Genomic DNA, 24,702 nt, shown 5'->3' with positions numbered 1-24,702 from the left:
CGAGAGTTCAATCCTCTCTCACAGCACCATCCTCCAACCAGCAATTGCTAGGCGTTTTACGCATTCCGGCCCTGCGTTCCGGTTTTCGCATTGCGCAGAACGAAGCGGGACCGCGCGGGCCTTTGTGGCAGGAAATTGGCAAAGCCTGTTCCTGTTTCGGTCACGATTCGAACCCCATCCACGGAGGAACGACAGCATGAGCACCTGCGCGCGATGCAACGAACCCCTGCACGACTGCCGCTGTCCAGAGCCGGGCAGCGAGGCCGATCACTACGGCCGAGTCTGGCGCCATTGCGAGGAAGGGCTGAGCATGACCAAGGCCAGTATGGCGCGGTTCATGATGTTCTGCCTGTCGCGGAATGTCGAAATCGGATCGGTCCACGCCTTCAACCCGCGTTATCGCGGATCGCAGGTTCTGGCTGCAGTGCGAATCCGCCCTGACCAGATTGAGGCTTTCGAGGCTGAGACAGGCGGCAAGCTGCGCCGCCCGCCTCGGCTCGTGCTGAATTGACCCCCGCGACCAGAAGGAGAGGACATGAGCGACTGGCAACCGATAAGCACCGCGCCGAGGGATGGGACTAAAGTTGACCTGTGGGGCATCAACCACCTGCACTATGACAAGAAAAGCTATCGCAAGTGCGACGTAGCATGGGGGCGCGTGACGGACTGGATGGGACGCGAGCGCGATGATTGGCAGCACGGCATGGGCGAGGATTTTGAGCCGACCCACTGGCTCCCCCTCCCCCAGCCCCCGGAGGACGCGCAATGAGTGACGAAATTTTCTCCGCCGTCTATGCCCGTCCCAAGCGTCGTCAGGGCATCACAGGCCAGACCATCGACGCGCAGATGCGCGGCACTATGTGCCAGATCACAGAACTGGAACTGGAAGAACTGCGCGACGAACTCGCCCGCCTGCGCGCGGCCAGCGAAGGCGTAATTGATCGCCAGTTTGCCGAACTTCGGTTCAATCAAATTCGCGATGAAGCCGTCGCCGAACTCTCCCGCCTCCGCGCCGAGGTGGAGCGGCTGACGCGCAAGCTGGACGGTGAATGGAATGCGGCCATCATGGAAGCCGCAGGGATAGCCAGCAATGCCTGCCTTGTTCCGCCGGATGGTGGCAGCCCCACAGAGGCAGAGGTAGCGGTATGTGATACCGCATATCAGCGGATACTCACCTTGATTCGCATTCGGAGAAAGGCCACCCCATGACCACCGACTTTCACGAGATGAACCTGCGCGAGCAACGGACGCTCAACGCCGCGTTGCAAGCCCAGATCGACCACCTAGCCGCCGCCCTATCCGACGAGCGGGCGCATGCGGACGCGCTGGCGGACACTCTGCATAGCATGGACGGGTTGCAAAAGATCGACTGCGAGATGCGGGATAATGCCGTTCAGCAGCACCGCGCCCGGCGTCAGGGGTGACAGCCAACGGCCCTCTTATCCAGCAGCGCCAGCCCCGCCCGCTTTGACTCCGGCCCACCATCGGCCAGCAGCGCCGACGCGAGGTCACGCGCTGCCGCCTCGGTGCCGCTGCATACGGCGCTAGTGCTTGCCGGCGTGGTCGCGCAGCCGACGGTCAACATCAGCGTCAGAAGCGCTGTCAACGTCATTGCCCGCATCGTTCATCCTCCGATATGCGTCATTGTCGGCCCGGTCCTGCCGCGCCTTGGCATCCGCCCTGCCCCGGCCCCGGCCCTTTAGCCAAGCGCCGACGACCCCGGCCAGCGCCACCAGCGCCCCGATCAGCCACGCGGTCATGGCGCTGGCCTCTGGCTGATGTAGCGCCCGACGACGCCCGATGCGGCCATGCCGGCCAGCAGCCACGGCCGCCAGCCCTCGGGCACCATGTCGCGCACGTCCTGCGGCATCTCGGCCCATATCAGCGGCGCAGCGGCCAGCAGCAGCAGCGCCTGCGTGGAGTAGTAGCGCCAGACGCTCCGCCAATCCTTGACGATTTTCATTTGCGGCCTCCGAAGATGGATTGCAGTAGCGCCAGCAGCGTGGCCAGCCAGCCCTGCCCCGGCGCTGTGGTGGCGTCGGTGACGGGGATGCGGGGCGCTTTTGCCATGGCAATCGCTTCCTCGCGAACGCTCTCTACGCGGGCCGTCCAGCCCTTGCCGAAGGTCGGCCATAGCAGCGCGCCGGTGCCCTTGTGCCGCGCGGTGCGCAGAAACGAGACGCGCGCGGCAATAGCCCGATCAATCACCGCCTCGGGATGCGCCTTCTGCGCCGCTGCCAATGTGGCCGGGCCGATCTTGCCATCTGCCGACACGCCCAAGGCGGTTTGCAGCCATTTGGCGCCCCGGCTTGGCCCGCTGTTGACCGCAGCGTCAAAGGCCAGCAGGTCCAGACCGGCGGGCAGGTCATCCCCCGACACCGCGTCCCAATAGTTGCGCCGGTAGATGGCGCGCAGGTCGGCGTCCGAGATGGCGCGCAGCTGTGCTTTCGTGGCGGCTGACCCTTTCCACGCCCGGAAGGTCGCCAGCGTCACGCCCTTCATGGTGGCGCCGCCGGGGTCTTTGGGGTTGTCGGCCCATCCGCCCTCGTGGCCCAGCACCTGGGCAAGGCACCGCTCGAAGTTGGTTTTCATATCACACCTCGAAATCGAAAATGCCCGCCAGCAACAGCGTGTCGCCGCTGTTGAGGGTCAGAAGGGTGCCGTCCGCAGTCGATACCGCTTGAAATTCGCCGCCAGCGATCTGGACGGTATCCAGCCCGGCGTCGAAGCCGATTACCGTGTCGTGCCCGTCGCCAGCAGCGAAAATGATGGTGTCCGCGTCCCCGTCGCCGGGCGCGTCGAGGCGGAAGAAGTCGCCATTGGCCGAGATCAGGTCATCGCCCTCGCCGCCCTCGATCGTGTCGCTGCCATCGCCGCCTTCCAGCGTGTCGTTCCCCGCCGTGCCGGTGATCAGGTCGTCGCCCCAGCGCGTGTTCCAGTGGATGCCCACGTCGCCCCAGACGCGCGCCGCGCTGCCGTCGATGGTGTCGTCGCCCTCATGCGTCCAGCCTTGCTCGAAGCCCTGGAAGCGCAGGATCGAGACGCCCGAGCCATTGCCGACCTCGGCCGTGCCTTGGAAGTCGCCCCATTGCCGGGTTGCCGTGATGGTGACATGGCCTCCAGCGACGTTGCCGGTGCCGTCGAAGTCTCCATCCTTCACCCAGACGTTAATCAGGTCGCGGCCCTCGCCGCCGTAGATCGTGTCGTTGCCGGGGTCGTGCCAGTGCGCATCGCCGATACCCCATCGGATGTTCTCGTCGCCAGCGCCGCCGTAGATCAGATCGTCACCAGTCGAGGAATTGACGAAGTCGTTCCCGGCCCCGGCGCGGATCGTGTCGTTCCCGCTGCCGCCGTCGATCACGTCATCGAAGCCGCTGCCGTTGATGTCGTCGTCTCCAGCGCCTGCGAAGATGCTGATGCCCTGCCAGCCGTCCGGGCTCGTTGCCTGCCCCGCGCGGATCGTGTCGTTCCCCGCCGTGGTGTAGACGCGCTCGATGCCGGTCATGTCCAGCCGCTCGCCGTCCATGCGGGCAAAGCCGCTGTTCCAGCCGTCGAACCAGACCAGCGCGCCGTCGCCCTCGATGCGCACCATGTCGCCGGTCGCGATGCCCATCGACAGGTCATAGGGCTGATACGGGTTCGGATCGAAGTCGTCGCCCAGCCCCCAGACGGATGCGGTTCCGCCCCGCCATGTGAACAGGTCGCGAGATTCAGTGCCGGCGTTGTCGCCGGGGTTGATGATAGGCATTTGCCTTGCTCCATGAAAAAGCCCCGCTCAATGGCGGGGCGGATGCGTCCAGTTTCTGGGCGGTCAGCGGATCGAGGACTGGCCCCGTATGATTTCGTCTTTCAGGCGCTCTAGCCGGTCATCGACTTCCTTAACCGCTTCGTGCAGCGTCTCGCAGACGCCGCTGTTGCGGTTCAGCGCCTTGGTATTTTCGTCCAGCGCGCTGACGATGCGGTCGGCGGCCTTGTCAGACACCAGTGCCCCGGCTACTTCCATCACCTCGGGCTGCTTGCCTTTGGCCATCTGCCGCCCCTTCTGCCCGCCGATGATGCCCAGGAAGGCCAGGGACGCGGCCATGAGCACGGTCCCGAGTTGTTCAGCCGTCAATCCCAGCATTCCGGCCCCCGCGCGCCATGTCCACACGCGAGACATAGACATTCCTCAATTCCAGAAATATGAGCGTGCCGTAAGCGACGACCCCCGTTGGTGATCCACCCGTATTGCGCCAGGCGGTAAAAATGCCAATCGTGAACCAAGTCCAGAACATCGCGGCGCAGCAGGACGCGAAAAATCGAATTGCCGGGCTATAGCGAAACCCCTGAAATGTGCCGTTTACGAACAGCGCGGCGAGCCGTATCGTGCCGCAGAGCATCAGCAGATTTGACCAGATCGCCGCATCTGCCCATTGCGCCAGCTTGGAGAATGAGGGGCTGATCATCAGGGTTTCGGGCTGGGCATAGAGAGCGTATCCTACGCCAAGCAGCGGAGCCGCGCCAAGCCATTCCGTGAACCGCACCCCGGCGTGATCCCACACTCCTGTCGCCAGCCTTCGCAATATAATCATCTGGCCGCCCATCCCGTCGCCATGATGCCAACCGAACACGCCCATGCCCCCACCGCCGCAAATTGGTAGTCGTTGCCCAGCAGCGCCGCTGACAGGCAGGCCAGCGTCACGGCGGATGCGTCCATCAGGCAATCCACCACATGAGTTCCCCGGCGCAGGGCCAGCCAGCAGACCAGATAGAGTGGCGGCGTCACGATTGCCGCGAGCCACATATCCCAGGTTATCGCGATCACGCCCCACGGCCCCAGAGCCACCCATGCGTGCCCTCCAAATCTACCGGCCCAGCACGGCGTCATGCTCGCGCACTCCATCCGGCCGCCGCGATGGGCAGCGGGACGCCGAAGGTCTGAGCAGCATAGTCGGAAGCCACCCAAGCTGCGCCGGCAGCCACCAGCATGGAGGTGATGACCTTGACAGGACCGAGGCTGGCAGAGGTCTTGACCTTGACCAGCAGCGCCACGCCAACGGCGATCCAGAAATCAAGGCTGCGGAAGGGGCTGGGATCTGTCATGCGCGCCTCAGAACACAATCGGCAGCCGCGATTGCAGCGGCAGGCCGGGTTCGCCAGGGAAAATCGGGTCGGCGGGATCGGCCAAGCGAACGATGCGGCTGGCGTCAAAAAACACCTCTCGGTCGGGATAGCGCAGCGACACGGGGACGCTCGGGCAGGTCAGCGTCACGCTGTCGCCGGACCAGGACGCCGAATAGGGCAGCCGGACCCCGCCCGCGTCGTAGAGGCCGAAGTGCGCCGGGTGCACGGGCTTGACCAACGTCTTGCCGCTAGGGACGTTGATGTTGATCGTGACGCTGGTGCCCGACCGGCCGGCGGTGGCAATGGCCGGTGCCTCGAGGACATTGCCGGTGGCGATCAGCTCTGCGACCCGGCGGCCGGTATGCGCGCCCAGCGTCTGATAGCCGATCTGTGTCGGGTGAAAGGTGCTGTCCAGCTCGACCGCGTATTTCTCGGAGCCGCGGAACACGTTGGTCTGCGACGAGATGACGTTGAGCATCATGTCGCGCAGCGCATTTTCTCGGTCCTGATCCGCGATGTAGCGGAAGCCCAGGATATCCACGAAAATCAGGACGCTGTTCGGCGCCCCGCTGTCACATGCGCTGCGAATATCGGGGAAAAGACGGGTCGTGATCGCGGTCTGGACGTTGGCGACGTTGAGCGAGCTGGATTGTGCATCGGCCTCGCCGTGCGACCAGATCGCGAATTGAGGCTTGTCGGCATAGGTGCCGATTGCAGCCACGGCAGCAGTCAGCAGCGGGCCGGCAGAGTTGCCATTGGCGACCCAATAGCCGTTGCCGCCGTCATTGGCTTGCAGGATGGCCGAGCCGCCGATGCCGCGCTGGCGCAGTTGCGTCATGTCGCCGGCCGCGACGGTCACCCCGAGCCGCGTCGAAATCGCGGCGGCCGACGTGGCAATGGCCCGGCGCAGCGCGACATTGAAAGGCGACAGGCTGGCGTTTCGGCCATAGCCCTGCTCGACATAGGACTGGCCGAAGGTGAGGAAAGGTAGGGTGCGCGGCATCAGGCCCTCACGACGTTGACGATGTGGGTGATCGAGTTGTGCGTGAAGCTGGCAGCGTTCGGATTGCGCAGCCGGAATTCGTTGGCCGCCAGACCGTTAGCAGTTCCCATCAGCTCGACATAGCAGGGCGATGCGGGCGCCGTGGCCCCGTCAACTTTCGGCTGGGTGGTGCAGCCCAGCACGATGGCATTGGCGAGCGTAAATCCCGCCGGAATGGACTGGACCGCCGACAGGGTATTGGCCGCGATGGTCGCGCCCAAGCGGTGCTGAAATTCAAACGTCCCGTCCGTGCAGCGCCGATACCGAGAAGCGGTGCCGTAGTTGATCCAATAGTCGCCCTTTACCTCGATAAACACTCGCGTCAGGTTGGGCCGAGAAATATAGGCCACCTGCCCGCCCTCGATGGTGACGGTCGTGGTGGTCAGGTTGTTCGGCGTGATCCCGTCGCCCATGAACCCATATTCGGCGCCGCAATCCAGCGTCACCCGGCCGCCAATGCTTGCAAGGTTGTAGATGGCATAGGTCTGGCCGACGATGGCGCCGCTCACGTCGATGGTATAATCGGCCGTCGCGTTGCCGCCAAACACCGTGGAATTGGGCAGAAATTTCGCGGCATCGAGCGTGAAAACCCCGGTGTTTCCGACAATCGCGTCGCGCTCGCCGTTCAGGCCGATGGCCGCCCTAAGCACCGCCGGATCGGTGGAGGCTGTGAAGGCGCTGGGGAAAAGCTCGTTCAAGCGCACCTGGCGCCACCGCTCACCGCCGGCCGTCACCAGATCGGACCCGCCAGCAGCGCGCATATAGAGCTGCCCATTCGCAAAAATGGCCTGCACCGAACTTGGGAAGGTCAATGCCTCGGCCTCAGCCCGCGTCTGATAGCTCGGCGTCCCGATAGCCAAGGTCGCATAATAGGCGGCGTCATCTGCGGCTTGCTGCGCATCGGCAGCGTCATCGGCTGCATCGGCCGCGTCCTGTGCGGCAGCGGCGGCGGCGGCAATGGCAGCAGCGGCGGCGGCCTCAAGCTCCGGCTGGTTTTCCAGCACCTCGACTACGCGCGTGGTAAGAGCCCGGCTATCGCGCTCTACTACAATCGTCCGGTCCATGTTCATGCGCGTTCCTCTTGCACGATAACTGGCCCCGCCCAGACCTCGGACAGGTCAGGCAGCGGCGCGGTGATGTTGATCTGATAGGTGGCGTCGATCCGGCGGCAGGAGCGCAGCTTTTCCGCCACTGCAACGGGGATCGTCACGGACAGGTAGCCGTCCGCGTCCAGCGTCACGGGGGCGCGCAGCACCTCATCCCGGCAGCGGTAGGCGATGATTTCGGCCGACCATCCATCGCCGTCCACGGTTTGCGTGAAATCGACGGGCGTCTGCCCTTCTATCCAGCGCCAGGAAGCGTCAGTGTCGGCAATGAGCGACAGAGCTAGAGGGGGGACACGCACCACGTCCATCAGCGCAACTCCGACCAGTAAGCAATGCTGGTGCCAGCACCCACGCGATAGCGCCACCCAGGAGGGACAGCCCCCCCTTGGCCCTGGGAAGAGTTCCCGACGAAGTATCCGATCCTGACCCATTCGGTGGTGCCATTTGCTGACACCTCAATCGGCTGGTTTGGCTCTGCCGTCGCGTGAACCATGACCTCGATCGTCCTGCCGGTGGTGTTCTGGTAGACCGTGCCAGCGGTGCGGCTGCCTGTGACGTTCTGCCAAGCCCTGTCGTCGGCACGGATCGCGGCGCGGATCGCAGCGGGGCTGGGAACAGCTGGCGCGCTGGAATCCCCCGCCGACCAGATGGCGTCCGATACGGTATCGGTGGACTGCATCACGTAAGACCATCCGCCCCAAACGCTTCCCGCCATGACACGGGAGTGCTGGCGACGGGTTCCGGCCGTGGACAAGATCATCAGCGCGGCAAAAGGAGCGATCCGCCACAGTCGCACCAGACCGGTATTGTCGGCCGCGATGCCAGAAGGGAACGTCCCAACCGTATCCGCCCCGAAGCGATAGACCCCGGACGGCGTATTGACCGCATCGATGTTCGTCAGCAGAGGCGCGAATCCGGTCACCCCGAGGCCATAGTCAAGCAAAGGGTCAATCAGGTTGGCTTGCACACGCTCGATGGCGTCCTGCACGTTTGTCTCTGGGATATCCTCGGTCGGGTTGAACTGGATTCCCGAAGCGCCTGCGCTGTCCGTGCTGATGACCCGCGCCGGGTCCATGGGGTAGCCGGCCAGCATCACGCCGTCTCCGGTCGTCACGGACACCTTCACATCGCCATCACCCGTATCGTAGACCGGCGGGAACACCCCGGCCCCATCGGCCACCAATGGCGACGGGTGCGGCGTTTCGCATGCTGCGTCGGCGTAGACCGTGCGCAGGCGGCTGGTGCCACTGTCGTAGAACCTGGCGCGGGCACCGGGCACGCTGAAACCGTTCAGGTCGAGCGCGCGATTGGGGGAAAAGCTGACGATGGTAGCCATTGGCGCTCCATGTGAAAAAGCCCGCTCGAAAGCGGGCGGGTGTTCTCGGTTGTTCTGGCTGGGCGAATCGTTCCGCTACCGCTTAGGGTTGCGGTAAATGGAGGCCTTAATGTCAGATGACCGTGACTTGCCCGCTCCCATCAACGGCCCGAAAGTCGTTGATCCGGACAACACCACCGTTCAGTTTGTTGATTGGGTGGTGACCGGCGGCCATTTCGAGGGGGTGGTGAACATTGCCCTCGGGACGATAGATCACTCGCGCAAGGAGCGAGACGAAGATTTTGCGCATATTGTGGTTGCCTCTCGTTTAAGAATGTCAGTGCCTTTTGCGGCCCGGCTCCACCATTTCCTTGGCGACTTACTGGCGAACGCCGCTCAGCCTGAGGCCTCACCGCCGCCAGCCGCCGCAAACAAGCTCAACTAGCCTTCCCCTGCCCGTGATCTGCGCTATATTGCGGGGATGAACCCAGACCTGATGCTCGCCCTTGCCTGCCTCGTCCTGACGATTGCAATGGCCTTGGCCCCGCAATTCATCATCCTATGGGCTGTTTTGGGTGCCCTTGCCGCAATTATTGCGTTTGGGGCTGCCCGGATGCGGCCATAATCGCCCGCAGCGCCAGCATCAAATCCGCGCCACGATCAGTGCCGGCAAGAGCATTCGTCGGAGGCGCACCGCCGTTGCGAATCAAAGCGCTTAGCGCGTTGATCTGGTTGTTCGTAAGTACTTCGGCCGCGCCTTTTGCCCCGGATGCCACCCCCATCAGGGGAATAGCCGCCTGCGGGGCAAGGCCGATGCCCGTAAGGTTCCCCATCAGGGGCAAGGCCCCGGACGTGGGCGACAGTTTCCCGACATTGCGCAAGGCGTTCGTCATAGTGTCGCCGCGCACGATTGCCCGCATGGCGTCGATTTCCTCGGCAGAATAACCTCGCCGCGCCTTCGGATTGTCGAGGATCTGCCGGATATTCTGGCGAGCGGCGTTGACGCGATTCCCTCCGCTCCCCGAACTGGCGGCGCGGTTCTCGGCCTTCTCCAGCCGATAATCAATGTCGCTCGCTCGCTTCATCCGGCCATAGAGCGCGTCCGCCTGCGCGTATTCCGGCACATGCTGCCCGCGCCAGTCATCGAACTTGTCCAGCAGGATCGCCCCGATGCGCCGGTCTGACGGGTCCGCGCTGCCGGCCGCGTCTTGCAGCATGCGGCGCATGGTCTGCATCTGCTCAGGCTTCATCTGCTGGCCTTGGAAATCGTCCAGCACATCGAGGAACTTCTTCACGTTCCCATCCGCGACCACCCGACCGGCCGGCGTCTTGATGTTCAGCGCCTGCAATTCGCCGTCGATCTGGGCGGCAAGGCCCTGAACCGATGCTGGATCGGCCCCAGCACGAGCCGCGCCGGCCTGATACAGCCCTTCGGCCTGCCCCCGCAGATCGTCCACTGAGGGCGCCTGCGGTCCCTTCGGGCGCGTTGCCATGGCAGCCGCGCCGCTCGCGACGATAGGCGCTATCGCCCGCGCCCAAGGCTCAAGCGCCGTGCCTTCCGTCAACTGACCGGCGCCCTCAGACGCAAGCCCCGGAATGACGCCGTGCACCAGCGCGTTCCGAACAGGACCGCCGCCACCGAAGAATGCGCCAGGGAGGAACTCGCCAACCGTGCCGGCATATTTTCCTGCCGTGGTATCGCCTCGAAAGTCAGTGGCCCCGCCCGTAGCCTCGGATGCGATCTGCCGGTATTTATCGCCAGAACCGAGCCTCGATGCATCCGCCGCGCCCGTCACCATCTGATGCGAGGCCTGCGCTTCCTCGGGCGTGGCGAGGCCGGTTTTCTCAGCCACCCAAGAACCGGCACGGCTGCCGGCGCCGAAGATCATGCCGGGAAGATCAAGCATGCCGGTCACGCCACGAGAGGCGCCAGCAGCACCGGCCGCCGCCATGTCCTGCGCGGTATCTGCTGCGCCGCCCCAAGAGCCGGATGCGCCGGCCCCCAGCGACTGCCCGCCGGGCATTTCAGACTTGGGCGCGCCATAGACCTGCTGCATGGCTTTCGCCATGGTGGCGTCGTCGGTCCCTTCCGGGAACTCGTAAATGACGCCATCCGGCGCCTCGATCTCGATCATTCAAAGCCCCCGGTCTTCGGGTTGTAGCGGCGGCGCACAGGTTGCTCTGCGGGTTGCCGCACAGGCTGCTGACCGCCAACTTGCAGGGCTCGCTCCTGCGCAACGATGGCTGACGGCGGCATGCCGGCTTTCAACGCTTCCAGTGCCCTGGCGCGGGCCTCTGATTTCTGCGCAAGAGCGGCCTCACTGTCGCCGGGCTGGGGAAGATAAGTCGCACCATAAAGTGCCTGCTCGTCGGAAGTGATCGCCGCCCCCGTGTCTTTGCGCAGGATCGCTTGCAGGAACTCGTCGCCAGCGTTCTTGGCAACCTGATAGTCGTCAGACTGAGAGCCCCGCCCAAGGCCGAGGGGGACAGCATCTAGCATGCGCTCCCCTCGCGAGGCAAGCGCCCCAGCAATCGGTTCAAGCGTCCGCAGAGCCCCCTCGGCGCGGGTCGCATAGGTGATATCCTTGCTCTGACCCTCAGTGAATGGCTTGCCTGCTGCCTGCCCTACGCCAGCCCCCTGAGTGACCCGCACCTGCCCATCTGGCCCGGTTTCGATGGCAAGACCGCCGTCAATCGGCGTGCGCTTGAATTCTCCAGTGCGGCTGTTGATCTGACCGGCTTGGGCGCCATAGGCCTGCGCCTCTTGCGCCGTAGCCGCGCGCCATACCGGCGCGGTTTGCTGCCCTTTCAGGATCTCCGCCACGCTCATGTAGCGCTGCGCCAGCGCCTGCCGGTTGCCAAACTGCCCGACCAGATCCGGGGCGGTCTGCGCCATCATCGCATCCCATGACGCCGCATCCGGGACGGCCAGCCCCATCTTCACCGCATCCTCGATCTGCTGGGCCTCGGCGGCGCGCTCGGCGGCGGATTTCGTCGCGGCGTATTCCTCGACCTTCCACTGCCACTCCTGATCCTGCCGGCTGTCCTGGCGCTGGTCGCGCTCGCGCTGATACTGCCGATCCTCCTGCTGCCAAGCGCGGTCCTGCTGGCGGTTCATCATGTCGAAAGCCGCCATCGGGTCATACTGCGCGAACTGCGTCAGCGCGTTGGTATCGCCCTGCATCAGCGCGGCGCCGTTGTCGCGCATGAAGCCGGCAAGCGCGTTCTGGCGCTGCTGCTCGTTCTGCTGCTGGGCAAGGGCGTTGCCGCGTTCCAGCGCGCCGATCACGTCCGCAGTCTGGCCGGCCTGCAAGATCAGGTTGGGATTCATCTGCATCAGCGGAACCTCGGCGCGAGCGGGGAAATGGAGTATTGCGGGGCCAGTGCGTTCTGGGTGCCCTGCATCTGGTAGGGCGTGATCTCGGCCATTTGGAATTGCGGCAACTCAGGCTGGCGCTGCATGGACTGCGCCAGGGCGGCGAACATGGCCGGATCAAGCGCGTTCGTGCGCTGTCCTTGGGCGTCCATGCCCTCGCTGGCTGGGGTATAGGCGCGACCAGCGTTGTCTGGGTTGAACGTGACGCCGGCCAGATAGTTGCGCTCCCTGCTGGCCCTGTGGCTCTCGGCCGGGCGCAAGAAGTCGTTGACGATGGCCGCAGCGGCCTGTTCTGGGGTCTGCGTGCTCTGAATGCGGCTCCACGCCCGGCTTTCCGGCCCTTGCAACTCAGTCAGCAGGTAATCCATCTGCGTGTCGGCGTCCGCGACGCTCTGGCCGTGCTGGGCGGCATAGGCTTCCAGCGCCCGCCGCCGGGGGCCGGTCCATTGCATCAGGCCATAGCCGCCGCGCGATCCGGGGACGATGGGGGCCGCTTCATTGATGCCCGGGTTCAGGCCGCTTTCGTCCTGCGCGTTAACCACGAACGCCTGCGCGATGTGCGGCGCGATACCGCGCTCGATCAGGCCGGAATAGAGATAGTCAGGAGAGAGGGCGTTGGCTGCCATGTCACGCGCTCCCCAGGCCCTTCTGATACTGCCAGAGCGATAGCCCGGTGCTCAGACCATTCTGCAAAGCGTTGCCCACACCAGCAGCCCCAGCAGCCGCCGCATTGCCCTTGTTCGCCAGGGCGTTCGATCCGCCCGTAGCAAAGGCGTTGTTGGCGCTTGCCGTTCCAGCCGCTGCGCTTTGCCCCATGTCGGTGAGGCCGGCCAGCCGGGACAGGTAGTTGCCGTATTCCTCGGATGCCATGCCCTGGTTGTAATCTGCCAGCGCCTTCATGGTCGCGCCGCTGTTCAGGCCGCCACGCGCGCCGGCCAGGGCGTTGATGCTGTCATTCCCCGAGTCCAGCCGGAACTGGTAGCCCGGGGTCGCCGTGAAGCCGCCATAGGCTGACCCGCCGGTCGGATTGGCGCGCGCCCACGCCTGAGCATCTTCCAGCGTGTTGAAGGTCTGCCCGCCGACGCGGTATTGCGTCGAGCCCGGAGTGCCGGCCTGCTGGACCTGGCGCCGAATGTCCGAGGCGGTGTCATTGTTGCCGGTCGGCATGAAGCCGGTGCGGTCATAGATCGCAGCCATTCCAGACAGCGGCCGGCCGGTCCCCGTGCCGGGGGTCGTGATGGTTTCGATCTGCGGAGCGGTGCCGCCAATGGTCGGCGCGGCGCCCAGCCCCATCTCATACATCAGCGCTTGCAGCGCCAGACCGCCAGAGTCGCGATAGCCGCCCAGATCCTCGCGGGTCTGATCGTACATTTCGCGCTGTAGTTGCATCTGTTGATCAGCGGCACGGCTTTGCGCTCTTGCGGCTGACCTGGCAGACGATGCACCGATCAGGGCAGAGCCGACACCGGCAATTGCGGCTACAGGCATTCACGCCTCCATGCTTGCAAAACGACGCGCTCTGGCGTCGGCATTGTTCCGATGACCTCGAAGCCGAGCCGGCGGTTCATGGCCAGCACTGCCCGGTTGGTTTCGAGGGATTGCGCCACGATCAGATCGGGCGCGTAGAAGGCCCAGACGGCCTCCAAGATGGCTCTGGCGTGCGGCACCGTGCGCCCCCACGCCTCGGGCTTTACCCCGCAATGCACGTCCAGCACGCGGGGCCAGCAGAAGTCCCGGAAGGCACCGCAAACCGGGCCATCGGCCCAATACGCTACGCCGCCCTCTGGCAGGTCGCCGATCAGACCTTGCGAAGGATGGGCGAAGAACTCGCGCGCCTCATCCACGCTGATTTGCCGGGTCACGGCTCAAGCGCCTTGATCCGCGCCTCATGCTCCCGCAAGGTCGCGACCAGCTGCTGGATCACCTGCACCAGATCCTGGCTCGGCATATCCCCTTTCGCGGTAACGGGCTGTTGCAGCAGGAGCGGCTTTGCCTTCATGTCGCGATCCTCGCCTGAGTGGAGAGCGAAATATCCGCCGGATCAGTCCAGCGCAGACGGGCCGTCAGGACGCGGGCCATGCCCAGATTGCGCCAGATGACGCGGTGGCCGAACTGGCCCGTCTCACCGATGCTCTTGGGCTTCGGCGGCGTCCACGTAGCCCCGCCATCGCGCGAGATATGCAGATCCATGGTGCCGGGCGAATAGCCCTGTCTGGGGTAGATCTCGAATTCCCGCAGCACGGCCCGCGCGCCATCCATGCGCAGCGTGCGCGAGGTGATTTCCCGGACCAGAGGCGACGCCCCGTCTGCGTTCGTGCGGCGCAGGATCGAAACCTGGCCATTGTTGCGCCCGACCGCCCATTCTCGGCCGATCTGGCAGGACGCGGCGACGTTCCACGGCCCGAGGTTCACGCCCTCGGCCCGCTCATGCCATTCAGCCATGGCCAGGTCGTAGACCCATGCGGGCGCGTCCTTGAAGATCAGCGCGAGAAAGGTGTGCCCCTCGTCAGAATAGGCCAAGCACGCCTGCGGGCGGTGCAGCTTGATCGCCGTTTCAACCGGCGGCGTCGAGACGGGCTGGAACTGACCACCCGACACGAGATGCGCCCGGTTGTCGTTGCCGACGATGAAGGCCCCGCCCTCGAACCGGCAGGCCAGATCGCGGGACCGCAGGCCCACGTCGTAGACGCCGCCGGTCATTCGCACCATCGCCTCGGCCCCGGCCTCGCCCGAGTTATACCAGACCTCGGTGGATTCCTCCTTGAACAGGTAGAGCCGACCATCCATCGCCATGGCGCGCAGCAGGTTGTCGTCCTTGCCGTCTGCCGTCGAGAAGTTCAGCCCCGGCAGGGCGCCAGGCTCGGCCAGATCGGACCACTGGAACCGCCGGCCGCCGGCTTCGGTCAAGACGGTGTAGTTGCTGAAAAATTCCACCGATCCGATGGCCGAGAACGCCCCTGCCGCCGGCTCCGACATGGTGGAAGTCGCTGGGTCATAGACGAAATAGCGCGAGCCAGCCTGAACGCAGACATAGCCATTGTTCCCGCAGATGCTGGCCGGGCCGGTATCCACAGCGCCGAGATTCATCGGGGCGCCGTCCTCGCCAATCCGCCACAACCGGCCACCGCAGACAGCATAGGTCAGCCCATCGACGCGCCCCATGGCCCGGACGAATACGCCGTCAAGCTGCGTGTGCGCATCCATGCCCAGCACGGATTTCAGCACCCGCTCGCCCTCGGTGGTCTTTTCGGCATAGACATTGACCAGTCGCGCCGGGTTTGCCGCCACGTTATCACTGTCCCGGCCCGACTGGCCGACAAGCTCGACCATCATGACCGCGCCCTCCACCCCACGAGCGCGATGCCCAGCACCGCCGCAGCGGGCCATGGCGACGCATAGGCGACGCTTGCCGCGCCGAGGCAGACCGCGCACCAGTCCAGCGCCGAATCCCACCACAGCGGGCGGCGCGATATGACCGCCTGAACGGCCTCGAACGCGGCGTAGATGGCCACCAGCCACCAGCCGACCAGCGGATAAGCAGCCCCGCCAATCCACGCATGCGCCAGCAGCACCGAGGCCCAAGCATAGGGGTCGCGTTGCGCCTCGGGGGTCAGAAGCTCCCGGATCATGTCAGCACCAGCCCGAAGCGCGTGGTCCAGTAACTGCGCACGGCAGCGATGGCTGCCGCCGTATCTGGTCGGCCGGTCAGCACACCCAGGACGCCACCCATCTGCCCAACAAATTGCAGCGTGCTCCCGGTGCCCTGCCCGATGCGGTCCACGGTGAAAGCGGTATGGGCTACTGCGCCGATGGTCGCCACCTGCGGTCCGTCGAACCATGCGGTCAGGTATTGCGAGGCATAGCTCATCTCGCTCTCGAACAGGTGCATGCCGCTCGTTGGGATCGGGATGCGGGGCGTCGGGTTGATCGACACGCCAGAACCGGATCGGTTCGACCAGAATTGCAGGAAGGCGCTCGGCGGGCTGCCGGCCTGGATGGCGCCGATCCTGATTTCGTCGCTGGCCGAACCCATGAACCGCATGGAGCTGACCATCCCCTCGGTCGAGCATGCCCACATCATGCGCACGTCCATGATATCGGCGGCGGTCGCCATGATGCAGTTCCCGGTGGTCGATGACATTTGCATCGCGTTGCCGGTCAGCGGGATCGGGTTGCCGCTGACGGTAGCGTTGAAAGCTGCCCCGCCCGCGCCCCGGTTGGTCAGGCCGATGACCTGCCCCGAGCCGTTTAGCGTCGCGCCGTCCGTGTCGAAGTAGATCACGATGGTCCCGCTGTCGAAATAGGGTTGCAGCGGGTGCGCGGGCACGACGGGCAGAGTGACGCGCCAGTTGGTGATCTGGACGTTTTGGCCGATGACCTGCGTCAGAAAGCCCATCCACTGGTAGGTCTCGTCGTGAGCCGGAATGGTTGCGACCACGTGATGCGTTCCAGCGGCCAACGGGGAAATGATTTCGATGTGATCTGTCGGGTCCAGGTTCGTAGACGTGTCGAGGCGGAAATACAGCGTATTATCCGTGACCACATCAAACTCGATGGTCGTATCGGCAACCGGAGCCGGCAGCGAATATCCACGCCGGGTATCGCCAGAATTGGATACGAAACTGATAGCAGTTTCGGTGAGCAGCGTAATTGTCAGGCCTCGCGCTACCGCCGCCGGATCGTTCAGATAAGGCGGGTCGCCGACGGGGCCGAAGTCAGCGCCACCCCATTCGCAGCCGAAGCCCCAGCAGCGCATCAGGTCTTGTCCCAGAGCCTGACAGCGACGGGCGCGCCGTCGAAGGCGCGGTATTTCAGCGCCGTTCCCGAGGAAACGGGATAGCCGACCCCAGCAGAAACCACGCCTGCCGTCTCGGTGCTCGGGCTGGCATCGGTCGAGACGAACACCTGCCCGCCGATGGGCTGGAACCAAGCATCAGCGGACGGCGCTGGTGCGGTCTGCCATGCGGCGGTTGCGGTCGGGACAGTATAGCTAGCCATTGCAATGCCTCATGCCGTAATCGTGGGTTTCGTGTGGATGGCAGCATTCCCGCTCTGCCGGGCGGATCACGGCAAGAAGCCGGAGCTTTGCCCGCGCGCGGGTCATCGGGGCTGCAACCGCATATTCAGGCGCCAGCTCCGCCGCCAGGAAGTTCGCCAGCGGCACGAACCCCTCCGGCGGCGTGCCAGTAGCGATATCCCAGGTCGCTTGCGCCTCTTCACGAACCTCAGCCCAGACGCTTTCCAGCACGTCCAGCGCACCCTGCATCTGGTCTGCCGTCGCTGGCTCGTCCTGTGCCACCACGCCGATCAGGCGCAGCGCGCGAAGGGCGGTTTCTTCCCTCGTGCGATCCATGTCTTACCCTCTGGCGCTTGGGATGGAGGCCCCGCAGGGCCTCGCACCGAAACGTCAGGCGTCGGCCGGAGCGGCAATGAAGCCGGTGACCAGGCCGTGATCTTTCATCACGCCGCCAGCACCCGTGCCGAACCGCAGCTTTTCGAGGCCGCGAACCTCCTTGGTGCCCACGCCTTTGCGGGCGCCGTAGTCCCATTTGTCGGTGATCGGAACCGGCTCTTGCCCCCAGGCCAGCGCAAGAGCTTGCGCCCCGCACAGATAGACCGGCTCGACACGAACCGGGGCGCCGGCCGTGTTGTTGAAGCCGGCGATCTCCGGGATCTCGCGGATGACCACGCCGTCATAGATCAGATCGCCATCCTGGAAGATGGGGTTCGCTTCCACGTCGCGCGGGCGCGCTTCGCGGTTGGCGGTCTGCATGGTCGAGTCGTTCTTGAGGTCGCGGAACGCCATCGACCCGCAGAACATCATGAAATACTCGCGACCCTGCGACGCGGTGACGCGGGTCGGACGGATATGCGGATCGGCCGTCTTGGCGATGCGCTTCATCAGCGACACGACCGAGGCAGTCATGCGCATGGCCGAGGTCACGTTGTTCAGAGCGGTCGCGTGGGTGGCGTTGTAGTTCGCCTTCGCGTTGCCGAACAGCACGCGGTCCACGTTGTTCGCCGTCCAGGTGTTGCGCTGACCGGCGGTCGCCGTGCCGTAGGCAATGCCGTCGATGCTGCCCAGAGCGGTGATCGTGTCATCACGCAGCTTTTCGGCGGCCCAGGTGGTCAGCGAGTCCTTGGCGGCGCCCATCAGGTCCAGAACGGTCCACTTCTCGTCGGCCTCGTGGATGACCACGCCGTGGCGGATGAAATCGACCGAAACCTGCTGGTTGAAGTTGCCAAGGGCTTCCTCGTTGCCGGCCAGGGTGTTTTTCCCGGTGACGCCCGCGCCTTTCAGGCGGGTGATCAGCGGAATGTTGATGGTCTTGCCAGCATCGGCCAGCTCGCGCTTGACCTGGATGATGCTGTTGGTGCCCGTGCCCATGTAAGGCAGGAAGCCGGAGCTGCGCACATATTCCTGGTAGTAGATGCGCAGCCATTTCTGGACCCGAAGGTCATTGATCAGGACCGTATCGGCCATTTTGATCGTCCTCTATTGAGGCTCAGCCTTGCCCGAACAGGGCGTCAAAGCCCGAGCCAATGGGGTTGGATTCCCCGCCCGCCGCTGGCGCAGAGGCCATGGAGCGAGGGGGCGCTTTCGGTTTCGTGGGGTTGAGTTCGGCCAGCATCTCGGCGCGGATCTGCTCTCGCAGGCGCGTTTCGTATGCCTTCGGGTCGGGGCCGATTTCCCGCAGCGTCTTGGCCGCGTTGAAATACTCGACCGCCGCGCCGAACGGATCGGCCGTGCGCAGAAACTGGTGGCTCATGGGCGCATGCTGCGGATCGTTGAAGAAGTTCTCGACTTCCTGCACGAATTCCGCGCCATACTGCCGCTCGGCATATTGCCGGGACAGCTGCACCTTGTGCGCCACAGCCGCCTGGACAAGCTGCTGCTGGACAGCCTCGGCCCGCTCGCCGGGATCTTCGATAGCCTCGATCCTGGCACGGCTCTGCGCGGCCTCGATCTCTGCCAGCCGACGTTCGGCCGCCTGGCGCTTCTGGCGCTCATCCCTCAACGCCTCATAAGGGACATGGCGCTGGTCTTCCTCGGGTTTGGCTGCTGGCGGCTCAGCCCGGTCTTCGCCCTTGGACTCGGCAGGCTGTTCGGTCTGTTCACCTTCCGGTTGCTCAGCCTCGGGCGCAGGGGCTGCCTGCTCCGGGGTTTCTGCTACCGCAGGTTGTTCCTCGTCCGTTTTGCCAAAGATATTCAGCACGTCGTCCATAAGAAACGCTCTCCATTCACGTTGGATTGTTCACGAAACGACCGTCACCCCGTCGTCGGGTAATCGCCCGTTAAATCCCGGCGGCGGATTGCATCGGCAGACCGAGCGCAGCGGCAATCGCCGTGCTGGTCTGGGCCTGCCGAATCTCGAATTGCGTCTTGCCGGCCTCCGCAGCGGCCTTGGCGGCCTGCGCGGCGCGCAGCTGCGCCTGCGACTGCGTGTCAACGTCCTTGCGCTGGCCCTCTGCCTGCTGCGCCTGCATGGCCGCTTGCTGCTGCGCCTGCTGGACTTGCGCCGCTTGGGCGTTGGCCTCGCGCATCTTATCGATCAGTTTGGCCTTGTCGCGCAGGCTGGACGCTTCCAGCAGCACATCAGGCGGGATCGGCACGCCAGAACCGGCCATCTTCGCCAGCTGGTCGAACTGCTCCTGTTGCAGCGTCACCATGTCGGGCGCCGTGTCGATGATGATATCCACGTCCATCTCGCCAATACTGTTCTCGATCATCGGCAGGGCCTGCCCGGTCATCGGATCGATGTTCCATCCCTGAAACTGGTTGATGCCGATGAACTGCGGGGCTTCCGTTTCCTCGGTGACGCGAATCCAGCGCTCTTCGGTCCAGAATTGCTTCATCCTGGCCCACATGGCGCGGTAGCAGCGGATCGTCCAATCACGCAGACTGTCATAGATCGGCGCCAGTTCCGCCATGCCGGCGTTCTGCTGCGCCATGATCGCCCTGCCCGACTGCTGGCCTGTCAGCTGCCCGAGAAGCGAGGCGTTCGGCCCCAGCTTGTCGATTTCTTCCTTGCTTTCGGTCAGCAGCGAGAACTGCGCCGCGATCTGGCCGTCTTGCTGGATGACCTCGAAAGGCTTCATGCCGGCCTGCAAGGCGCCCTCTGCCACGTCAGGGTCAACATCAACGTGCCCGTCTGGCGAGGACATGGCCCGCTTCATCGCAGCCACATCAACCGCGCCCTTGATGCTCACCGTTTGGCGATTGAACAGCATTTGCAGGATACGGGACCGGCGGGCGTTGATCTCGTCCTGCATCGGGATCAGCGATCGCACCACGCCGAAGCGCTTATTCTTGCGGTCCACGTATCCGGTCATCAGGATAATCGGACAGCTGGTCTTGCCGTCCTCGTCCAGATACGGGCTTTCCTGGTGCAGGATCGTGCCCCCACCAGTGAACACGCAGAGATACCAGACGCCGCGCTGCCGGTAATACATTTGCACGACGCGCACACGCTTTTGCTTCACGTCGGCCCAGGCGAAAACCTGATCCTGCGGGCGGTCGTCATAGCTGGCGCCGATACCGCTCAGCGTGGCTTGCAGCATTTCCTCAAGGCTGCTGTCCTCGTTGCCTTCTTGCGGTTGATAGTCGGCCTCGTAAAGCTCAAGGGCCTGATCCAGCGTCATCCACTTCATGACGCCCATAAACGTGGCGTCCGAGAAATCCTTCTCCCGCGAATACGGGTCGTAGAAGATATCCTCCCAGCGCAGCCGGTTCACCGCCACGTCCAGCAGCCCGCGCTTTTCCTCGACCACGATCTCAACGCCGCCGTAGCCCTCGACAAGCAGGTTCTCAAACGCCTCGCTCCGCTTCTGGTCAAAGCGGGTCAGGTCATCCACAAAGACCAGAGCCTTGGTTGCGATATCGGCTGCCTGCTCGTCCCCCGGCGCGCGGGGGAATGCCCGAGGATCGGTGCGGCCGTTCTGCTCGATCCCCACCATTGCATCGATCTTGCGCTGGATGCGGTTGTTGATGATCGGCGGCACCTTGCGGCGCTTGTATTCTGCCAACTGCCCATCGGTCAGCTGATGGCCGGCGTAATAGTCGCGGTCCTTTTCCGACAGCAAGCGGTCGCTCTCCGTCAGGTCGGATGCGCGCTCGATCATCGTTTTCAGCGTGGCGAGCTCGAGCATTACAGCATCCAATCGTCATTCGGCGCGGCGTCAGCGCTGCGGTAATCCGGCGGTTCATTCGGCGGCTTCACGGTCGCCTCATCGCGCCTCGGTTTGCGCACCGGCATTTCCTTGACGGCCAGATAGCCGAGGGCGTCGCACGGATGGTCAAAGCCGCCCTCTTTGTCAGGCTCGCCGTTCGCGGCGTATGCCTGTTGTTCCAGAGCCGCCGCCAAGGTGGGGCAGGCTCGAGAATTGACCCAGAGCCGGCCGCTCTCAAAGGCATGGTTGACGCTGACAATCCGATCTCGCACCGCCGGGTTGCTCGGGTTGACCACGACTTTCAGGCCCGCCTCTTTAAGCAGGATCAAATCGCTTCGGCTCGCGTCCACCGTCTTGCGGCTCTTGCCCGACGCATCGGGATAGATCCTGATCGGGTGCCCTGGGAACCGCTCGCGCAGGACGCGGATCAGCTCGGGAGTGTCCAGAACGCCCGCCAGCTCCTGCGCCACATGGAACCCGTCCACGCGCCGAACAGCAATAGCGCTGGCCATCTGCCCAACGTTGAAGTCCTGGCCGATGAACAGCGGCTCACCGTCTCGGATCGTCTCGCCAGTGTCGCAACGCGCCCGGTCATAGCTGCTGTAAACCGTGCCGCTGGTCAGGTTGACGAACTGCCCCTCAATGTAGGCGTCGATCAGCTGCGCCGGGTAGCTGGCCCGCAAGCCGTCGATATAGTCTGCCGGCAGGAACGGGTTGGAATGGGTCGGCGCCCGATAGAGCCGGTAATCCGGCGTAGCATTGACCACCCAGCGGTCATGTGTGAAGCGGAAGCCCTCCGGTGTGGTGTAGGCACTGGCCCTGTTCTGCGCGCCCGGCCGATCTTTCAGCACTTGCCGGTTCCGGGCGATGATCTGGTTCCACGCGGTGCGGGCATGCTCCGTCTTGAGCGTGTCAAGCTCGTCTGCATGGGCGCGGAACGTCTCATAGCCCACGATCCGCTCGGGCGTGTCCATCGTGCGGAAGATGAAGTCGCCAAATCCTGGATGGCTGGTGTAGATCGCCTTGTCCTGCGAATGCCATTTGTGGCGGATGCCGTGCTCGTGCAGTTTCAGCTCGATCCGCGTCACGTTAACCAGCTTTAGCAGGTCGTAGGTCGGGGCATAGACACCGATCAGCGCAGAGCCGGAATGTGCCGCATCCGCAATGGCCCGCTGCGCCAACGTCTCGGACTTCCCGCTGCCGAAGCCTCCTACGAATGCGGGATACTTGGCCTCGCTGACGAAGAAGTCAGCCTGCGGTTTCGTCAGCGTCGCTTGCAGGCGCACTTGCGACCCGAATGTCAAAGCCGGTGATCGGCGCCATGCTGCCGTCACTGCTGGTGTGGTCCACGGCCTGCTGCGGCCGTCCATATCCGCGATCAAGCAGCGCGTTCGACGCCGCGATCCTGGCGCTGTGCGGAGCCTCTCCGTCCATCATCACCTCAGCCAGCGTGGCAATGGCAGATTCAGCATGCGCCTGCGCCAATTCAGTGAGCGATGCCTTGCGCTCGATGGTCGCCTTGTTGCGCGCGCCAGACGGACGGCCAGCACCTTCGCGTTTGCCTCCGTGCTTGACGGTCATCTTGATTTCCTCTTGATTTTCCCGCTTCCCGCCTTCGCCCCACCTCATGACACCCGCATCGGTGTTCGGCCCGGAGCGTTAACACCCGAAGGCGCAGGTCGGTGATCTCAAGCTAGCGGTGTTGCCTGTCGGATTAGGGCCGGGTGAATGTCGGGATACCCACCGCCTGCGCTGTGATGAGGTATGCGGCGCAGATGAGGGCGATGAGGATGAGCATGGGGCACCTATGCGAAAACCCCGCTCCGGTCTCTCGGGGCGGGGCTGTCTGCGAACCGTAGCGCGCAGTGGTAATGCTGACCGGTCGGCCCGTTGACGCGCTGGACTTGCCGCGCGCCCTTCGCCGTTTAGGTGCCGATCCACCTGCTACAGTATCCCTGTAGCCGCCGGGGTTATCCATCCACCCCACTGAGGTCTGTTGAGCGCTGAACCGTGACCCATTCAGCAAGCGGCGGTTTCAGTCACGTAACGGGAGCCGCGCTCAGGTGGATGCACCGGCATATCGCCGCAGCCGGTATGCGCGCCCCGACCTAATGCACCCGCCAAAGAGCGGAATCGAAAAGCGCCCCAGTTTCCCAAGGCGCTATTCTTCGATGCTGCATTTGTCGCATAGGTAGAATTACAGGTCAAGCGATCCTGTATCCGGCTGTCGTTTTTTCAATGCGATCCGCCAGGCGCTCAAGTGCATCGCGCAGGTGAGACTTCCCGCGCTCATGCTGGCTGCCACGATACTCGCGCAGCTGCCCGATGGCGTTGCCCTGGCAGCAGACGCAATCCACGATCCGCTCATCCTCGGCCGGGACAAGCCTGCTCACCCGGATCAGCGCAGACATGCGATCGATCTGAATGGCGATGGAGGCATCAGGCTTTGGGCTGCTGTCCACCCGTTCGCGCGTCCAGTCGTTCCCTCTGCCCTTCTCGGTGCCCAGCCATGCGGCGCGGATCATCTCGCCGGCATTGTAGCCCCTGGTGCTGATCCACCCGCGCCGTGCGTAGATTTCGAGCATATCCACGCGGCGGGCGCCAGTGATGCCGTTCGGGTTCACCACTTCGCCCGTATCGGGGTCAACATCACCGCGCTTTTCGACAACCAGCCCGATGCGGTTTGCCTGCCCCTCTGCGCCGTGATCCCAATCGGTGGCCGGCATGGTCACCGGCACGTTGCGCTTGCGGCCGGCTCGCCTCTTAGCCTTGCTCATCATCCTGCCCCTCTTCCTGTTCGTCCTGCCAGTCCTCGACCTCACCTGCGCCCATGGCCTCGATGATGCCGGTCATCACGTGATCTGCTTGCTTCCTGCTGCGCCGCTCTCGACGGTTGCGGTGGCGGCGCTCTATGCGGGCCTCGGTCATGCCTGCCCTCCCTTGCGCGGAAACATGGCGTCGATCTCTCCCGATGCCCGCATGTCGTTGATCACAGCCCGCACCACGTTGGCCGGCACTTCCAGGCGACGGGCAATGTCCTCGGCGCCAAAGCCTTCCGGCAGCAGAAGGCGAACGGCGGCGGCATGTGCGCTGGACGGGGCGGGCTTACGTGCGGGCGGGGCGCCGAGCCGGTCCAGATGCCCGTACATGGCTAGATGCCACGCCACAGTGGCAGGGCTTTTGCCGGCGGCTCTCGCCAATTCTACCTGGCTCCGGTAGCGCGTGCCGTTCCATTCGCAGGGGTTAGCCATGGGAGGCCTCCAAAACCTTGACGCGGGCGCTATGGATCGCCTTCGGGCCGCCGGTCACGAACGCCATGGCTTTCTCGGGGTCGAACCCGATGCCAGCGTTTTCGCAGACCTGCTGCCAATCCCGGCCGTGGTAGTAGGCGCTTGCCACGCGAATTTCGCCTTCCAGCGTGCGCAGGCCATCCCGCAGGTTTGCCGTTCCCGGAGTGTAGTTTCTACCGGCACGGGCGGCTGTGATGCGCACGTTGTCATCCTTGAGCGCCAGGGCGGCGACGGTGCGCCACATGCGGCGGCAGGCGTCATGGTTGCTCATGCTCCCCTCCCCTCGCGCAGGGTGTCGG

Annotated in this window: 38 protein-coding genes; 6 read left to right on the top strand and 32 right to left on the bottom strand. The window is 64.4% G+C overall.

The genetic code is table 11. The features are described from left to right. The 5 genes from E3D03_RS16695 to E3D03_RS16675 all read left to right on the top strand — a co-directional run. The coding region (locus E3D03_RS16695) for a hypothetical protein (RefSeq protein WP_263567892.1) at positions 1-200 on the top strand (200 nt) is incomplete at its 5' end. Next, complete coding sequence (locus E3D03_RS16690; RefSeq protein WP_263567891.1) at positions 197-511, top strand: hypothetical protein; 315 nt, start codon at positions 197-199, stop codon at positions 509-511. The genes E3D03_RS16695 and E3D03_RS16690, both read left to right, overlap by 4 nt. Positions 512-535: 24 nt before the next feature. Beyond that, a complete protein-coding gene (locus E3D03_RS16685; RefSeq protein WP_263567890.1) occupies positions 536-769 on the top strand; it encodes a hypothetical protein in 234 nt (77 codons plus the stop codon). After that, complete coding sequence (locus E3D03_RS16680) at positions 766-1,209, top strand: hypothetical protein (protein ID WP_263567889.1); 444 nt, start codon at positions 766-768, stop codon at positions 1,207-1,209. Before E3D03_RS16685 ends, E3D03_RS16680 begins: the two co-directional genes overlap by 4 nt. Next, positions 1,206-1,424, top strand: a complete 219-nt coding sequence (locus E3D03_RS16675) for a hypothetical protein (RefSeq protein ID WP_263567888.1) — start codon at positions 1,206-1,208, stop codon at positions 1,422-1,424. Before E3D03_RS16680 ends, E3D03_RS16675 begins: the two co-directional genes overlap by 4 nt. A gap of 120 nt (positions 1,425-1,544) precedes the next feature. Here E3D03_RS16675 and E3D03_RS16670 read toward each other — a convergent pair whose 3' ends face one another. The 12 genes from E3D03_RS16670 to E3D03_RS16615 form a co-directional block, all read right to left on the bottom strand. Further along, positions 1,545-1,760, bottom strand: coding sequence for a hypothetical protein (locus tag E3D03_RS16670; protein WP_263567887.1), 216 nt, complete (start codon positions 1,758-1,760; stop codon positions 1,545-1,547). After that, positions 1,757-1,963 (bottom strand): hypothetical protein, encoded by a 207-nt coding sequence (locus E3D03_RS16665; RefSeq protein WP_263567886.1) that lies wholly within the window; start codon positions 1,961-1,963, stop codon positions 1,757-1,759. The genes E3D03_RS16670 and E3D03_RS16665 overlap by 4 nt, the downstream gene beginning before the upstream one ends. Beyond that, positions 1,960-2,592 (bottom strand): glycoside hydrolase family 108 protein, encoded by a 633-nt coding sequence (locus E3D03_RS16660; RefSeq protein WP_263567885.1) that lies wholly within the window; start codon positions 2,590-2,592, stop codon positions 1,960-1,962. Before E3D03_RS16660 ends, E3D03_RS16665 begins: the two co-directional genes overlap by 4 nt. A gap of 1 nt (position 2,593) precedes the next feature. Next, positions 2,594-3,748, bottom strand: coding sequence for a calcium-binding protein (locus E3D03_RS16655; RefSeq protein ID WP_263567884.1), 1,155 nt, complete (start codon positions 3,746-3,748; stop codon positions 2,594-2,596). Positions 3,749-3,811: 63 nt separating this feature from the next. After that, complete coding sequence (locus tag E3D03_RS16650) at positions 3,812-4,123, bottom strand: hypothetical protein (protein ID WP_263567883.1); 312 nt, start codon at positions 4,121-4,123, stop codon at positions 3,812-3,814. Next, on the bottom strand, positions 4,104-4,616 hold the full coding sequence (locus E3D03_RS16645; RefSeq protein WP_263567882.1) for a hypothetical protein: 513 nt from the start codon (positions 4,614-4,616) through the stop codon (positions 4,104-4,106). Before E3D03_RS16645 ends, E3D03_RS16650 begins: the two co-directional genes overlap by 20 nt. Next, positions 4,568-4,804 carry a hypothetical protein gene (locus tag E3D03_RS16640; protein WP_263567881.1) on the bottom strand — a complete coding sequence of 79 codons (237 nt, stop codon included), beginning with the start codon at positions 4,802-4,804 and terminating at the stop codon, positions 4,568-4,570. Before E3D03_RS16640 ends, E3D03_RS16645 begins: the two co-directional genes overlap by 49 nt. A 59-nt stretch (positions 4,805-4,863) precedes the next feature. Then, on the bottom strand, positions 4,864-5,082 hold the full coding sequence (locus E3D03_RS16635) for a hypothetical protein (RefSeq protein WP_263567880.1): 219 nt from the start codon (positions 5,080-5,082) through the stop codon (positions 4,864-4,866). Positions 5,083-5,089: 7 nt separating this feature from the next. After that, positions 5,090-6,106, bottom strand: coding sequence for a hypothetical protein (locus E3D03_RS16630; protein WP_263567879.1), 1,017 nt, complete (start codon positions 6,104-6,106; stop codon positions 5,090-5,092). Next, a complete protein-coding gene (locus E3D03_RS16625; protein ID WP_263567878.1) occupies positions 6,106-7,215 on the bottom strand; it encodes a hypothetical protein in 1,110 nt (369 codons plus the stop codon). The genes E3D03_RS16630 and E3D03_RS16625 overlap by 1 nt, the downstream gene beginning before the upstream one ends. After that, positions 7,212-7,559, bottom strand: coding sequence for a hypothetical protein (locus tag E3D03_RS16620; RefSeq protein ID WP_263567877.1), 348 nt, complete (start codon positions 7,557-7,559; stop codon positions 7,212-7,214). Before E3D03_RS16620 ends, E3D03_RS16625 begins: the two co-directional genes overlap by 4 nt. Next, positions 7,559-8,587 carry a hypothetical protein gene (locus E3D03_RS16615; protein ID WP_263567876.1) on the bottom strand — a complete coding sequence of 343 codons (1,029 nt, stop codon included), beginning with the start codon at positions 8,585-8,587 and terminating at the stop codon, positions 7,559-7,561. Before E3D03_RS16615 ends, E3D03_RS16620 begins: the two co-directional genes overlap by 1 nt. A gap of 109 nt (positions 8,588-8,696) precedes the next feature. On the opposite strand from E3D03_RS16615, the gene E3D03_RS16610 reads away from it, so the two are divergent. Next, entirely contained in the window at positions 8,697-9,011 is a 315-nt protein-coding gene (locus E3D03_RS16610; protein WP_263567875.1) for a hypothetical protein, read from the top strand. A 145-nt stretch (positions 9,012-9,156) separates the two neighbouring features. Here the strand turns inward: E3D03_RS16610 and E3D03_RS16605 are convergent, their stop codons facing one another. The 20 genes from E3D03_RS16605 to E3D03_RS16510 form a co-directional block, all read right to left on the bottom strand. Continuing rightward, positions 9,157-10,701: a hypothetical protein gene (locus tag E3D03_RS16605; RefSeq protein ID WP_263567874.1), complete on the bottom strand. Its 1,545-nt coding sequence runs from the start codon at positions 10,699-10,701 to the stop codon at positions 9,157-9,159. Further along, positions 10,698-11,903: a hypothetical protein gene (locus E3D03_RS16600; protein WP_263567873.1), complete on the bottom strand. Its 1,206-nt coding sequence runs from the start codon at positions 11,901-11,903 to the stop codon at positions 10,698-10,700. Before E3D03_RS16600 ends, E3D03_RS16605 begins: the two co-directional genes overlap by 4 nt. Further along, a complete protein-coding gene (locus tag E3D03_RS16595) occupies positions 11,903-12,568 on the bottom strand; it encodes a phage tail tip lysozyme (RefSeq protein ID WP_263567872.1) in 666 nt (221 codons plus the stop codon). The genes E3D03_RS16600 and E3D03_RS16595 overlap by 1 nt, the downstream gene beginning before the upstream one ends. Position 12,569: 1 nt before the next feature. Continuing rightward, complete coding sequence (locus tag E3D03_RS16590; protein WP_263567871.1) at positions 12,570-13,430, bottom strand: hypothetical protein; 861 nt, start codon at positions 13,428-13,430, stop codon at positions 12,570-12,572. Next, positions 13,421-13,804, bottom strand: a complete 384-nt coding sequence (locus E3D03_RS16585) for a GNAT family N-acetyltransferase (RefSeq protein ID WP_263567870.1) — start codon at positions 13,802-13,804, stop codon at positions 13,421-13,423. Before E3D03_RS16585 ends, E3D03_RS16590 begins: the two co-directional genes overlap by 10 nt. Continuing rightward, positions 13,801-13,941, bottom strand: a complete 141-nt coding sequence (locus E3D03_RS16580) for a hypothetical protein (protein ID WP_263567869.1) — start codon at positions 13,939-13,941, stop codon at positions 13,801-13,803. The genes E3D03_RS16585 and E3D03_RS16580 overlap by 4 nt, the downstream gene beginning before the upstream one ends. After that, positions 13,938-15,329, bottom strand: a complete 1,392-nt coding sequence (locus tag E3D03_RS16575; RefSeq protein ID WP_263567868.1) for a hypothetical protein — start codon at positions 15,327-15,329, stop codon at positions 13,938-13,940. The genes E3D03_RS16580 and E3D03_RS16575 overlap by 4 nt, the downstream gene beginning before the upstream one ends. Then, complete coding sequence (locus E3D03_RS16570) at positions 15,272-15,571, bottom strand: hypothetical protein (protein WP_263567867.1); 300 nt, start codon at positions 15,569-15,571, stop codon at positions 15,272-15,274. Before E3D03_RS16570 ends, E3D03_RS16575 begins: the two co-directional genes overlap by 58 nt. Further along, positions 15,568-16,698 (bottom strand): hypothetical protein, encoded by a 1,131-nt coding sequence (locus E3D03_RS16565; protein WP_263567866.1) that lies wholly within the window; start codon positions 16,696-16,698, stop codon positions 15,568-15,570. Before E3D03_RS16565 ends, E3D03_RS16570 begins: the two co-directional genes overlap by 4 nt. Next, the gene (locus E3D03_RS16560) at positions 16,698-16,940 is read right to left on the bottom strand and encodes a hypothetical protein (RefSeq protein WP_263567865.1); all 243 of its coding nucleotides are present in this window, start codon (positions 16,938-16,940) and stop codon (positions 16,698-16,700) included. The genes E3D03_RS16565 and E3D03_RS16560 overlap by 1 nt, the downstream gene beginning before the upstream one ends. Then, complete coding sequence (locus E3D03_RS16555) at positions 16,933-17,295, bottom strand: hypothetical protein (RefSeq protein ID WP_263567864.1); 363 nt, start codon at positions 17,293-17,295, stop codon at positions 16,933-16,935. Before E3D03_RS16555 ends, E3D03_RS16560 begins: the two co-directional genes overlap by 8 nt. Before the next feature lie 54 nt (positions 17,296-17,349). Continuing rightward, complete coding sequence (locus tag E3D03_RS16550; protein ID WP_263567863.1) at positions 17,350-18,426, bottom strand: DUF4043 family protein; 1,077 nt, start codon at positions 18,424-18,426, stop codon at positions 17,350-17,352. 22 nt (positions 18,427-18,448) lie between these two features. Continuing rightward, complete coding sequence (locus E3D03_RS16545; RefSeq protein WP_263567862.1) at positions 18,449-19,168, bottom strand: hypothetical protein; 720 nt, start codon at positions 19,166-19,168, stop codon at positions 18,449-18,451. 70 nt (positions 19,169-19,238) lie between these two features. After that, positions 19,239-21,092, bottom strand: a complete 1,854-nt coding sequence (locus E3D03_RS16540) for a hypothetical protein (RefSeq protein WP_263567861.1) — start codon at positions 21,090-21,092, stop codon at positions 19,239-19,241. Then, positions 21,092-22,399: a terminase large subunit gene (locus tag E3D03_RS16535; RefSeq protein ID WP_263567860.1), complete on the bottom strand. Its 1,308-nt coding sequence runs from the start codon at positions 22,397-22,399 to the stop codon at positions 21,092-21,094. Before E3D03_RS16535 ends, E3D03_RS16540 begins: the two co-directional genes overlap by 1 nt. Further along, entirely contained in the window at positions 22,362-22,694 is a 333-nt protein-coding gene (locus E3D03_RS16530) for a hypothetical protein (RefSeq protein ID WP_263567859.1), read from the bottom strand. Before E3D03_RS16530 ends, E3D03_RS16535 begins: the two co-directional genes overlap by 38 nt. Before the next feature lie 623 nt (positions 22,695-23,317). Further along, the gene (locus E3D03_RS16525) at positions 23,318-23,890 is read right to left on the bottom strand and encodes a hypothetical protein (protein ID WP_263567858.1); all 573 of its coding nucleotides are present in this window, start codon (positions 23,888-23,890) and stop codon (positions 23,318-23,320) included. Continuing rightward, positions 23,877-24,041 (bottom strand): hypothetical protein, encoded by a 165-nt coding sequence (locus E3D03_RS16520; protein ID WP_263567857.1) that lies wholly within the window; start codon positions 24,039-24,041, stop codon positions 23,877-23,879. Before E3D03_RS16520 ends, E3D03_RS16525 begins: the two co-directional genes overlap by 14 nt. Beyond that, positions 24,038-24,262: a hypothetical protein gene (locus E3D03_RS16515; RefSeq protein ID WP_263567856.1), complete on the bottom strand. Its 225-nt coding sequence runs from the start codon at positions 24,260-24,262 to the stop codon at positions 24,038-24,040. Before E3D03_RS16515 ends, E3D03_RS16520 begins: the two co-directional genes overlap by 4 nt. Positions 24,263-24,356: 94 nt before the next feature. Beyond that, positions 24,357-24,674, bottom strand: a complete 318-nt coding sequence (locus E3D03_RS16510; protein WP_263567855.1) for a hypothetical protein — start codon at positions 24,672-24,674, stop codon at positions 24,357-24,359. Positions 24,675-24,702: the final 28 nt, after the last annotated feature.

This window comes from Paracoccus sp. DMF, assembly GCF_004407025.1.
Classification (GTDB): Bacteria; Pseudomonadota; Alphaproteobacteria; order Rhodobacterales; family Rhodobacteraceae; genus Paracoccus; species Paracoccus aminovorans_B.
The sequence above is the reverse complement of the archived record's forward strand: the minus strand, read 5'-3'. Positions and strand labels throughout refer to the sequence as shown.